Source organism: Rugamonas sp. (assembly GCF_025354735.1).
GTDB lineage: Bacteria > Pseudomonadota > Gammaproteobacteria > Burkholderiales > Burkholderiaceae_D > Rugamonas.
In genome coordinates, this window is record NZ_JANXMI010000148.1 from 46,657 (window position 1) to 58,224 (window position 11,568).

12 protein-coding genes are annotated in these 11,568 nt (G+C 62.9%); 10 read left to right on the top strand and 2 right to left on the bottom strand.

From position 1 onward, the window contains the following. Positions 1-10 precede the first annotated feature (10 nt). Both kynA and kynU read right to left on the bottom strand, forming a co-directional pair. Complete coding sequence (gene kynA, locus Q0S71_RS12440; RefSeq protein ID WP_295995755.1) at positions 11-910, bottom strand: tryptophan 2,3-dioxygenase; 900 nt, start codon at positions 908-910, stop codon at positions 11-13. Between the two features lie 48 nt (positions 911-958). Continuing rightward, positions 959-2,209, bottom strand: coding sequence for a kynureninase (gene kynU / locus Q0S71_RS12445; protein WP_295995757.1), 1,251 nt, complete (start codon positions 2,207-2,209; stop codon positions 959-961). Between the two features lie 646 nt (positions 2,210-2,855). Between kynU and flhD the strand changes: the two genes are divergently transcribed. The 10 genes from flhD to Q0S71_RS12495 form a co-directional block, all read left to right on the top strand. Further along, positions 2,856-3,173, top strand: coding sequence for a flagellar transcriptional regulator FlhD (flhD, locus tag Q0S71_RS12450; RefSeq protein WP_295995761.1), 318 nt, complete (start codon positions 2,856-2,858; stop codon positions 3,171-3,173). A gap of 66 nt (positions 3,174-3,239) precedes the next feature. Continuing rightward, positions 3,240-3,785 carry a flagellar transcriptional regulator FlhC gene (gene flhC / locus Q0S71_RS12455; protein ID WP_295995764.1) on the top strand — a complete coding sequence of 182 codons (546 nt, stop codon included), beginning with the start codon at positions 3,240-3,242 and terminating at the stop codon, positions 3,783-3,785. 91 nt (positions 3,786-3,876) lie between these two features. Continuing rightward, positions 3,877-4,599, top strand: a complete 723-nt coding sequence (locus Q0S71_RS12460; RefSeq protein ID WP_295995795.1) for a trans-aconitate 2-methyltransferase — start codon at positions 3,877-3,879, stop codon at positions 4,597-4,599. A gap of 195 nt (positions 4,600-4,794) precedes the next feature. Continuing rightward, positions 4,795-5,655: a flagellar motor stator protein MotA gene (gene motA, locus Q0S71_RS12465; protein ID WP_295995768.1), complete on the top strand. Its 861-nt coding sequence runs from the start codon at positions 4,795-4,797 to the stop codon at positions 5,653-5,655. Positions 5,656-5,722: 67 nt separating this feature from the next. Beyond that, a complete protein-coding gene (gene motB / locus Q0S71_RS12470; RefSeq protein WP_295995769.1) occupies positions 5,723-6,667 on the top strand; it encodes a flagellar motor protein MotB in 945 nt (314 codons plus the stop codon). A gap of 91 nt (positions 6,668-6,758) precedes the next feature. After that, a complete protein-coding gene (locus Q0S71_RS12475) occupies positions 6,759-7,307 on the top strand; it encodes a chemotaxis protein (RefSeq protein WP_295995772.1) in 549 nt (182 codons plus the stop codon). A 63-nt stretch (positions 7,308-7,370) separates the two neighbouring features. After that, positions 7,371-7,736, top strand: a complete 366-nt coding sequence (locus Q0S71_RS12480; protein ID WP_295995775.1) for a response regulator — start codon at positions 7,371-7,373, stop codon at positions 7,734-7,736. 44 nt (positions 7,737-7,780) lie between these two features. Further along, a complete protein-coding gene (gene cheA / locus Q0S71_RS12485; RefSeq protein ID WP_295995778.1) occupies positions 7,781-10,003 on the top strand; it encodes a chemotaxis protein CheA in 2,223 nt (740 codons plus the stop codon). Between the two features lie 40 nt (positions 10,004-10,043). Next, positions 10,044-10,532: a chemotaxis protein CheW gene (locus Q0S71_RS12490; RefSeq protein WP_295995781.1), complete on the top strand. Its 489-nt coding sequence runs from the start codon at positions 10,044-10,046 to the stop codon at positions 10,530-10,532. 188 nt (positions 10,533-10,720) lie between these two features. After that, a partial coding sequence (locus Q0S71_RS12495; RefSeq protein ID WP_295995785.1) for a CheR family methyltransferase occupies positions 10,721-11,568 on the top strand: 848 nt, incomplete at its 3' end.

Here is an 11,568-nt window from a genome sequence, read left to right on the forward strand (position 1 = left end):
CGCTCCCGCCTTACAGCGCGGTGCGCAGCTCGAACAATTCCGGGAACAGCACCACGTCGAGCATCTTGCGCAGGTAGCTGACGCCGGCCGTGCCGCCGGTGCCGGTCTTGAAACCGATGATGCGCTCGACCGTCGTCACGTGGCGGAAGCGCCAGTAGCGGAACGCCGTCTCCAGGTCGACCAGTTTCTCGGCCAGCTCGTACAAGGCCCAGTGCTTTTCCGGCGCGCGATACACGGCCAGCCAGGCCTGCTTGACCGATTCGTCGGGCGCGGTGGCCAGCGTCCAGTCGGCGTGCAGGCGCTCCGGCGCGATCGCCAGGCCGCTGCGCGCCAGCAGCTGGACCGCCTCGTCGTACACCGACGGCGTCCGCAGCGCCGCGTCCAGCAGCGCGTAGGCATCCGGCGCGGTGCTGTGGACGTTCAGCAGCGCCGCGTTCTTGTTCCCCAGGATGAATTCAATCTCCCGATACTGGTGGGACTGGAAGCCGGACGACGCGCCCAGGTAGGGGCGGATCGCCGTGTACTCGGACGGCGTCATCGTCGCCAGCACGTCCCAGGCGTGGACCAGCTGGTCCATGATGCGCGCCACGCGGGCCAGCATTTTGAAAGCCGGCGCCAGATCGTTCGCTTGCAGGTTGGCGCGCACGGCGTGCATCTCGTGCAGCATCAGTTTCATCCACAATTCGCTGGTCTGGTGCTGGACGATGAACAGCATTTCATTGTGATTCGGCGACAGCGGATGCTGCGCGTTGAGGATGCGGTCCAAGCCCAGATAATCGCCGTAGCTCATCGATTTACTGAAATCCATCTGCGCGCCGTGCCATTCGGCGTCGCCGGGCTGGGCTACTGCCGCTGGTGCGGCGGCGGCGCCATTGAACGGGCAGCCGCCCTCGGCGTTTTTATCTGTCATGGCAATCTCTATAAACTATATAAATGGTTTTTACTGAGGATCGGATGCTCAGGTCACGGCGTCGCGCCGGGCGGCGATGTCGTAGGCCTGGCCGTCGAGGATCTGGCGCAGGATCTCGACCGCGTCCCACACGTCGGCATAGCGGGTGTACAGCGGCGTGAAGCCGAAGCGCATGATGGCCGGTTCGCGGTAGTCGCCGATCACGCCGCGCGCGATCAGCGCCGCCATCACCGCGTAGCCGTGCGGATGGGCGAAGCTGACCTGGCTGCCGCGGCGCGCATGGGCGCGCGGCGTCACCAGTTCCAGCGGATGGGCGCCGCAGCGCGCCTCCACCAGCTGGATGAACAGATCGGTCAGCGCCAGCGACTTGGCGCGGATCGCCGCCATCGTCGTCTGCGCGAACACGTCCAGTCCCGCTTCCACCATCGCCAGCGAGACGACGGGCTGGGTGCCGCACAGCGCGCGGCCGATGCCGTCGGCCGGTACGAAGTCGGGCGCCATCGCGAACGGCGCGGCGTGGCCCCACCAGCCCGACAGCGGCTGCCGGAAGCGCGCCTGGTGCTTTTTCGGCACCCAGATGAAGGCCGGCGCGCCGGGACCGCCGTTCAGATATTTATAGGTGCAGCCGACGGCCAGGTCGGCGCCGTCGGCGTTCAGCGCGAGCGGCACCGCGCCGGCCGAATGGGCCAGGTCCCACACGATGAGGGCGCCGTGCGCGTGGGCCAGGGCGCTGACGGCGGCCATGTCGTGCTGGTAGCCGGTGCGGTAGTTGACGTGGGTGAGCATGACGACGGCGGTGTTGGCGTCGATGGCGGCCGGCAGTTCGGCGACGCCGTCGACCAGCTGGATGGAGTAGCCGCGCGCCAGCCAGCCGGCCAGGCCCTGCGCCATGTAGATATCGGTGGGGAAGTTGCTGCGTTCGGTGACGATGACGCGCCGTTCGGCCGTGGCCGGCTCGGCGGCCTGCATCTGCAGGGCGGCGGCCAGCGCCTTGAACAGGTTGACCGAGGTGGTGTCGGTGACGACGACTTCCGCATCGTCGGCGCCGATCAGCGGCGCCAGGCGGTCGCCGAGCCGTTTCGGCAGGTCGAACCAGCCGGCCGTGTTCCAGCTGCGGATCAGATCCTGGCCCCATTCGCGGGCGATCACGTCCTGGGCGCGGGCCAGCGCGGCGACCGGGCGGGCGCCGAGGGAGTTGCCATCGAGATAAATCACGCCGTCCGGTAAGGCGAACTGGGCGCGCAGGGGAGCCAGCGGATCTTGCGCGTCGCGCTGGAGGCAATCGTTACGAGTTGTCATTCGGTAACTTTCTTCATGCTGGAGGAATACTTGAAGCTTCATCTAATTGAGGCGGGTGGCGCAGTGTAGCAATTTCTTGTCCGGCAGACTACAAAATCGGCTGTCTGGCCGCCGCCAGGCCCGCCGGCGCGTGGCGCCTAGCCGCATGAACAGGCGCTTTCAAGCCGCCATGCGATTATTTTCAATGATTTTTAAAAAAAATCAAAAAAACCCCTAAAGTTCTCCAAAACGCTGCCGTTACCAGAAATATGAAGACGGTAAATGCGCCTTCAGGCAGGGCCGGAATGGCCCGCGTAGCGAGGAACGAATTAATTTCAATTATTTTCGTTCCGACCCTAAAGTTCTCCGGAACTCTGCCGTTAAAGAGACAGATGTAGCAAAACAGCGTCGCCTGATGCAAATAGTTTATGTGCGAAAAGGCAAGTTTTTTGAAACTTTCAATCCCGTCAAATTCTGCGCCGCGAGGGCGTAGACCTTCGATCTGCGAGTGTTTGTAAGACAAACACCGACAGGTCGCGTCCGCTATTTCCTGACTGAAAATACAGAGGGTCGCCTCTACTCGTATTTTTGTTGCTCCCGCAGAATGTATCTCACTGGAAACGCAAATGTGTTTCACAGCGACGATAACGGATTCAAGGAGATGGAAATGACTGCTAACGATATGATGGCCGAGATTCGCGACGCTAACCTGAGCTATTTGATGCTGGCTCAGCAGATGATCCGCGCGGACAAGGTGACGGCAATCTTCCGTCTTGGCATCTCCGGCGACATCGCCGAACTGATCGAAGGCATGAGCAACGCCCAGATCCTCAAGCTCGCCGGCGGCAACATGATGTTGGCCCGCTTCCGCTTCGATGACAGCGCCATCCTGTCGATGCTGACCAACTACAATAAAGACCGCGTACTGGCCCAGTCGCACGCCGCCATCCTGATGGCCGGCCAGGCCGTCGAAGAGATCGCTTAAACGCTTGAGCTCTTCAGCGGTCGTATTAAGCAGTCACGTCATCAACGCAGCGTCGGAGTCCAGATCATGAGCAAGAAAAGTGTCGTATCGGAAGCGCAGGAGATTCGTCTGGCCATCGAGCTGATCCAGTTGGGCGCCCGCTTGCAGCTGCTTGAATCGGAAGTGTCGCTGTCGCGCGAACGCCTGCTCAAGCTGTACAAGGAACTGCGCGGCGTATCGCCACCGAAGGGCATGCTGCCGTTCTCGACCGACTGGTTCCTGACCTGGCAGCCGAACATCCATTCTTCGCTGTTCGTCAACATCCACCGCTTCCTGGTCGAACACGCCGGCGCCACCGGCATCGAAGCGGTCATGAAAGCCTACAAGCTGTACCTGGAACAAATGCCGCCGGAGCCGGGCGAAGAGCCGCTGCTGTCGCTGACGCGCGCCTGGACCCTGGTGCGCTTCTTCAGCAGCAAGATGCTGGAACTGGCGCCTTGCGGCAAATGCCAGGGCAAGTTCGTGGTCAATTGCATGGACTTGAACGGCAGCTATGTCTGCGGCCTGTGCCACATGCCTTCGCGCGCCGGCAAGACCAAAAAAGCCAGGGAACTCGACGCGCTGGCCGCGTGACCGGTAAGCATCGCCATCCATCGAAGCGGGGCAGGGCGTGAGCCCGCGCTCCGCTTTTGCACGTCTGCTGCGCGCGCCCGCCGTGCAGGCCATGCTGATCCAGTTCGGCGCCGTGGCGCCGACGCTGTTCCTGGTTTATCTGCTGGCGACCTTGCGCCTGCCCGTCACGCTGCTGACGGCGGCGCTGCTGCAGGGCGCCGTCGCCGCCGTCGTCACCTATAAAATCGGCCTGGCCTCGTGGTGGCGGCCGATCCAGCTCTTGTTCCCGGTCGGCCTGCTGGCCGGGACCGCGCTGCACCTGCCGCCGCTGCTGTTCTTGCTGCTGTTTTTGTTTTTGCTGGGCCTGTACTGGTCCACCTTCCGCACGCAAGTGCCGTACTACCCGTCCAACCGCCGCGTGTGGAACGAAGTGCGCCAGCTGTTGCCGGCCGGCCGGGCGCTGCGCCTGATCGACATCGGCAGCGGCCTGGGCGGCCTGACCCTGTACCTGGCGCGCCAGCGGCCCGACTGCGATTGCGTCGGCATCGAACTGGCGCCGCTGCCGTGGCTGGCCAGCCGCCTGCGGGCGCGCCTGTCCGGCAGCGCCGCCCGCTTCGTGCGCGGCGACTATGAAGACCTCGATTTCGCCCAGTTCGACATGATATTCGCCTATCTGTCCCCGGCCGCGATGGATGCCCTGTGGCGCAAGGCGGCGGCCGAATTGCGGCCCGGCGCCATGCTGCTCAGCTACGAGTTCGAGATCGACGCCCGCGCGCCCGACCTGACCGTCCGCACCACGCCCGGCGCGACGCCGCTGTATGTCTGGTACTTTTAAGCATCATTCGGCGGTATTTGCTTGCCCGGTGGCCATTCTCACGTTATTGTAGTTCCATGTGTAAATATAGATGTGGCACGGGTCCGGTTTCGGCCTGAAATTCCCCGTTTGCGCTCGTCGAGGTACCCGTGTGGCGTAAAAACAGCCAGACAGCGGTAGTTGCGGCGCACATCGTCACCCTGGGAGTCACCGCACTTGTTAGTCATCATTGGATATGTAGTTGTCTGCGCGTCGGTCTTCGGCGGCTTTGCGCTCAACGGCGGGCATTTGGCCGCCTTGTTCCAGCCGCTGGAATTGCTGATGATCGGTGGCGCCGGCGCCGGCGCTTTCCTCGTCGGCAACAATGGCAAATCGATCAAAGCGACGCTGAAAGCCCTGCCGACCCTGCTGCAAGGTTCGCGCTTCACCCGCGACCTGTACATGGAAATGATGTCGCTGCTGTTCGACGTCCTGTCCAAGGTCCGCAAGGAAGGTTTGATGTCGATCGAAGGCGATATTGACAGCCCGCATGAAAGCCCGCTGTTCAGCAAGTATCCTAGCGTGCTGCACGACCATCATATCGTCGAATTCATGACCGATTATCTGCGACTGATGGTGTCGGGCAATATGGACGCCTTCCAGATCGAGAATTTGATGGACAATGAAATCGAAACCCACCACCACGAGGGCGCCGTGCCGGCCCACTGCATCGCCAAGCTGGGCGACGGCTTGCCGGCCTTCGGTATCGTGGCGGCCGTGATGGGCGTGGTCCACACCATGGAATCGGTCGGCGTGCCGCCGGCGGAGCTGGGCTTGCTGATCGCGCACGCGCTGGTCGGCACCTTCCTCGGGATTTTGCTGGCCTACGGCTTCGTCGGTCCGCTGTCCAGCCTGCTGGAACAAAAGCTCGAAGAGTCGACCAAGATGTATCAGTGCGTGAAGGTCACGCTGCTGGCCAGCCTGAACGGTTACGCGCCGGCGCTGGCGGTGGAATTCGGCCGCAAGGTGTTGTACTCGACCGAACGCCCGACCTTCGCCGAGCTGGAAGAGCACATCAAGAAATCGAAAACCAAGTAAGCCCGGCGGCGAAATCAAGAAATGACCCACGCCATATCGGTAGTGTTAAAAAAACCAAGGAATCGTCATGGCTGAAGAAGGCTTGCGGCCAATCATCGTCAAACGCATCAAGAAGAACGCCGCCGGCCACCACGGCGGCGCGTGGAAGATCGCGTACGCCGACTTCGTGACGGCCATGATGGCCTTCTTCTTGCTGATGTGGCTGCTCGGCTCGACCACCAAGGGCGATTTGAACGGCATCTCCGAATTCTTCAAGACGCCGCTGAAGGTGGCCATGCGCGGCGGCGACGGCAGCGGCGACAGCTCCTCCGTCATCCCCGGCGGCGGCAAGGACTTGAGCCGCAAGGATGGCCAGGTCCACAACGCCGAAGACCCGTCGTCCAAGAAAACCTACAACCTGACGGCCGCCAAGAAGGCGCTGGAGGCCGAGGAGGCGGCGCGCTTGCAGGCGCTGAAGGAAAAAATCCAGGCCAAGATCGACACCAATCCGCTGCTCAAGAAGTATAAAAACCAGCTGCTGCTGGACTTCACCAGCGAAGGCTTGCGGATCCAGATCGTCGACGAGCAAAACCGCCCCATGTTCGCGCTGGCCAAGGCCGAGCTGCAACCGTACACGCGCGACATCCTGCACGAAATCGGCGCCGTGCTGAACGACGTGCCCAACAAGATCGGCCTGTCCGGCCACACCGATTCGACGCCTTATCTGAGCGACGCCGGCTACAGCAACTGGGAATTGTCGGCCGACCGCGCCAACGCCTCGCGCCGCGAGCTGATCGCCGGCGGCATGGACGAGAACAAGATATTGCGCGTGGTGGGACTGGCGTCGGCCGCCAACATCGACAAGCAAGATCCCTTCAATCCCATCAATCGCCGCATCAGCATCATCGTCATGAACAAGAAGACGGAGCAGGATGTGATGCGCGACGGCGCCAAGCTCGACGTCAGCAACGGCGGCGGCGGCGATGGCTCGGCCACGACGGCGACGTCGCTGCCGGCCGCGCTCAAGCAATGACGCCGTCCATCCCTATCGGCAACAAGGCAGGTGCAGGTGCAGCAGCGGGTCGCGCGCGGCGCTGGCGCGGTTAGAACTGAACGAGACTTTTATGACGAGAAAAAAGATACTTGGCTCCCATGTGAAACGCCTGCTGTCGGGCGTGTCCGACCACGGCAAGAAACATCTGACGGAAGTGGAGACCGATCTGATCCAGACCGGCCTGCTGCTGGAAGAGGCGATAGAAAAGCTGTCGGTCAATTTCATGGCGATCCACGAGGCCGTCGGCGCCCAGCAGCAGACCATCAATCTGCTGCTGGCCGGCGGCACGCCGACGCCGCAGGACCGGGCCCTGCTCGAGGCGCTGCACGGCCAGGTCGGCGGCCACGTCAACGCCGCCATCACCAGCATGCAATTCCAGGACATGACCAGCCAGCTGATCGACCGCACCCTGAAACGCGTGACCGGCTTGCGCGAGTTTCTCGGCACGCTGGGCGCGCACGGGGCCGAAATGCTGCCCGAGAGCGACAACGAGGAAATCGTCGACCTGCTCGGCAAGGTCAGCATGGCGCTGGCGATCCAGAGCCTGGAATTGCGCAGCGTGCTGCGCAAGGCCGTCAGTCAAAAACATTTGGAAAGCGGCGACATCGAGCTGTTCTAGCGCGCCCGCCTCCCCAACGAAAACGGGCACGGTGCCCAGCATTTAAAATAGAGTGAGAAAAAGATGGCCAAGACAATCCTTGCAGTTGATGATTCCAGCTCCCTGCGCCAGATGGTGGCGTTCAGCCTGAAGGCCGCCGGCTACCTCGTGATCGAAGCGGTCGACGGCCAGGACGGCCTGGAAAAAGCCAAGCTGCAAAGCGTCGACCTGGTGTTGACCGACCAGAACATGCCGCGCATGGACGGCCTGGAGCTCATCAAGCTGCTGCGCGAACTGCCGGCCTACCAGAAGACGCCGATCCTGATGTTGACCACCGAGTCCTCCGACGAGATGAAGTCCAAGGGCCGCGCCGCCGGCGCCAATGGCTGGCTGGTCAAACCCTTCGATCCGCAGCGACTGATAGAAGTCGTCAAAAAGGTCATCGGCTGAGATGCGAGTGCAATCATGCTGACCGAACTTGACGGAGCTTCATCATGACCATCGATATAAGCCAGTTTTTCCAGGTTTTTTTCGATGAAGCCGAAGAATTGCTGGCCGAAATGGAACGGCTGCTGCTGGCCGTCGATCTCGACGCGCCCGACGCCGAGGACTTGAACGCCATCTTCCGCACGGCCCACTCGGTCAAGGGCGGCGCGTCGACCTTCGGCGTGACCGACATGACGGAAGTGACCCACATCCTCGAAACGCTGCTCGACCGCATCCGCAAGGGCGAGATGGCGCTGACGTCCGAGCACGTCGACGCCTTCCTAGCCGCGAAAGACATCCTGAAGATGCAGCTCGACGGCCACCGCCACGGCGCCAGCGTCGACCAGGATGCCGTGGCCGACGTGCGCATGATGCTGCAATCGCTGTCGCAGGACGTGGTGGTGGCGCCGGTGCAGATGGCGCCGTCGTTCCACGCGGCCGAGGCCAAGGTGGTCGACCACAGCGGCGGGCGCCGCTACCGGCTCGAACTGCCGGTGATGGTGCACCGCGAAGTGACGGCCCTGGGCGCCGAGCTGGGTCTGATGGGCCACGTGTCCATCACGCCGCTCGACAAGGACCGCAACGCCATGGTCGTCACCACCCACGAAAGCCTGGACGACATCATCGCCATCTGCTCCTTCGTGCTCGATCCGGACGACATGGTCGTCACCGAACTGCCGGCCCTGACGCCCAAGCAGGCCAGGCTGGAAAACGCCGAACGCTCGCAGGCGGAAAGCGCGCTCGGCTACGGCTTCTTCGATGAAGTCGACCTGCATCCGGCGCCATCGGCCACCGCCGACGGCGCGCCCGGCTACGGCTTCTTCCAGCCGCTGGACCAGATCCGCGCCGCCGCCGAGGAGGGCGCCGACGACGCCCGCGGCTACGGCTTCTTCCAGCCCATCGAACAAATCCAGGCCGCCGCCGGCATCGCGCTCGACCCGCCCACGCCGGCCGAGCTGCAAGCCCAGGCCCAGGCCAAGGCCGCCGAGGAACACGAGAAAAAGCCGGGCAAGAAGGAAGACAAAGGCGGCGCGCCCGGCGCCGAATCGTCGTCGATCCGCGTCTCCATCGAAAAGGTCGACCAGCTCATCAACCTGGTCGGCGAACTGGTCATCACCCAGGCGATGATAGAACAGCGCGTCGATTCGCTCGACCCGATGGCGCACGAGCGCCTGCTCAACAGCGTCAGCCAGCTGACCCGCAACACCCGCGATTTGCAGGAAGCGGTGATGTCGATCCGCATGATGTCGATGGACTTCGTGTTCTCGCGCTTCCCGCGCATGGTGCGCGACCTGGCCGCCAAGCTGGGCAAGAAGGTCGACTTCATCACCAACGGCGCGGCCACCGAACTGGACAAGGGACTCATCGAGCGCATCGTCGACCCGCTGACCCATTTGGTGCGCAACTCCATCGACCACGGCATCGAAATGCCGGCCGTGCGGCGCGCCGCCGGCAAGAGCGATTCGGGCCGGCTGTTCCTGTCGGCCAGCCACCAGGGCGGCAACATCATCATCGAGGTGTCGGACGACGGCGCCGGCTTGAACCGCGATAAAATCCTGGCCAAGGCGGCGCAGGGCGGCCTGCCCGTGATCGACACCATGAGCGACGCCGAGGTCTGGCAGCTGATCTTCGCGCCCGGCTTCTCGACCGCCGACGCCGTCACCGACGTCTCCGGCCGCGGCGTCGGCATGGATGTCGTCAAGCGCAATATCACGGCCATGGGCGGCGTCGTCGACATCCGCTCGGCCAAGGGCTTCGGCACCACGATCTCGATTTCGCTGCCGCTGACGCTGGCCATTTTGGACGGCATGTCGATCCGCGTCGGCGAGGAGGTCTATATCCTGCCGCTGGGCTTCGTCATCGAGTCGCTCCAGCCGGAACCGGAGGACGTCAAGGAAATCAGCGGCAAGGGCCGCGTCATCAAGGTGCGCGGCGAATACCTGCCCCTGATCCCGCTGTACCAGATGTTCGAGATCACGCCGCGCCACACCAATCCGTCCGAGGGCATCGTCGTCATCATCGAGACCGACGGCCGCAAGGCCGGCCTGTTCGTCGACGACCTGGTCGGACAGCAGCAGGTGGTGGTCAAGAACCTGGAATCGAACTATCGCAAGGTGGCCGGCATCTCCGGCGCCACCATCCTCGGCGACGGCGGCGTGTCTTTGATACTGGACGTGGCCGCGCTGATACGCTCGTCGCGCCAGCTGGCCGACGAATCGATTTTTTCCTGATTTTTAAACCGCATACTCACCCCTACATAGGACACCCATCATGGCAGAAGCACTCACCACCGGCGCCAAAGAAATCGCGGGCCACGAATTCCTGGCCTTCACGCTCGGTTCCGAAGAATACGGCATCGACATCCTGAAGGTGCAGGAGATCCGTGGCTACGAAACGGTGACCCGCATCGCCAACGCGCCGGAATTCATCAAGGGTGTCATCAACCTGCGCGGCATCATCATCCCGGTGGTGGACATGCGCATCAAGTTCAAACTGGGCACGCCGGTGTACGACCAGTTCACCGTGGTCATCATCCTCAACATCAACGGCCGCATCGTCGGCATGGTGGTCGACTCGGTCTCCGACGTCACCACGCTGACGCCGGAGCAGGTCAAGCAGGCACCGGAAATGGGCACCGCCTTCAGCACCGACTACATGATAGGCCTGGGCACCATCGACGAGCGCATGCTGATCCTGGTCGATATCGACAAGCTGATGTCGAGCGCCGAAATGGGCTTGATCGAAACGCTGGCCGCCTGAGGCCGCGGCGCGCCCCGACCCGCGCGCCGTGCCGGCAATACCAGCAAAAACAGCAAACGGCCGCACCCAAAAAATCGGCCTCCGCTCTCGTCTCCAGTGCCGGCGAACGGGAAAAATTCTGAGCATGGTGTAGTGCGGAGTAAAATCGGCAGGGCATTGTTCCAGCAGTCAGATTAAGGGTTAAACAAATGCCGCAAACTAGAGACAGCTCCAAGGAGTTCGACTTCAACGCCAGGGATTTCGAGCGCGTCCGCGGCCTGATATACAAACGGGCCGGCATCTCGCTGGCCGACAGCAAACAAGAAATGGTGTACAGCCGCCTGGCGCGGCGTCTGCGCGCCACCGGCATCGCCAGCTTCGCCAAGTATCTCGACGACCTCGAGGGCGGCCGCAGCGGCGACGACGAGTGGGAGGCCTTCACCAACGCGCTCACCACCAACCTGACGTCGTTCTTCCGCGAGGCCCACCACTTCCCGCTGCTGGCCGACCACGCCAAAAAGCTCAGGGACCCGATCACCATCTGGTGCTCGGCCAGTTCCACCGGCGAGGAGCCGTATTCGATCGCCATGACGATGTGCGAGGCGTTCAACACGTTGACGCCGCCGTGCACCATCATCGCCACCGACATCGACACCAATGTGCTGGCCACGGCCGCCAACGGCGTCTACTCGATCGACCGGCTCGACAAGATGTCGCCGGAACGCTCGCGCCGCTTTTTCCAGAAGGGCAAGGGCGAGCGCGAAGGCATGGTGCGGGTGCGGCCCGAGCTGCGCCAGATGATTACCTATAAACAGCTGAACCTGCTGGGCGACCACTGGCCGCTGAACGGCCAGTTCGACGTCATCTTCTGCCGCAATGTGATGATTTATTTCGACAAGCCGACGCAGCGCAAGATCCTGGCGCGCTTCGTGCCGCTGATGAAGCCCGACGGGTTGCTGTTCGCCGGCCATTCGGAAAACTTCCTCTATGTGTCGGAGTCGCTCAAGCTGCGCGGCAAAACGGTGTACGAGCTCGATCCCGCCGCCCGCGCCGCCGG

Bases quoted from the DNA above. Each gene is read 5' to 3' on its own strand.
- kynA (WP_295995755.1), bottom strand. From the start codon at position 910: ATGACAGATAAAAACGCCGAGGGCGGCTGCCCGTTCAATGGCGCCGCC.
- kynU (WP_295995757.1), bottom strand. From the start codon at position 2,209: ATGACAACTCGTAACGATTGCCTCCAGCGCGACGCGCAAGATCCGCTG.
- flhD (WP_295995761.1), top strand. From the start codon at position 2,856: ATGACTGCTAACGATATGATGGCCGAGATTCGCGACGCTAACCTGAGC.
- flhC (WP_295995764.1), top strand. From the start codon at position 3,240: ATGAGCAAGAAAAGTGTCGTATCGGAAGCGCAGGAGATTCGTCTGGCC.
- Q0S71_RS12460 (WP_295995795.1), top strand. From the start codon at position 3,877: ATGCTGATCCAGTTCGGCGCCGTGGCGCCGACGCTGTTCCTGGTTTAT.
- motB (WP_295995769.1), top strand. From the start codon at position 5,723: ATGGCTGAAGAAGGCTTGCGGCCAATCATCGTCAAACGCATCAAGAAG.
- Q0S71_RS12475 (WP_295995772.1), top strand. From the start codon at position 6,759: ATGACGAGAAAAAAGATACTTGGCTCCCATGTGAAACGCCTGCTGTCG.
- Q0S71_RS12480 (WP_295995775.1), top strand. From the start codon at position 7,371: ATGGCCAAGACAATCCTTGCAGTTGATGATTCCAGCTCCCTGCGCCAG.
- cheA (WP_295995778.1), top strand. From the start codon at position 7,781: ATGACCATCGATATAAGCCAGTTTTTCCAGGTTTTTTTCGATGAAGCC.
- Q0S71_RS12490 (WP_295995781.1), top strand. From the start codon at position 10,044: ATGGCAGAAGCACTCACCACCGGCGCCAAAGAAATCGCGGGCCACGAA.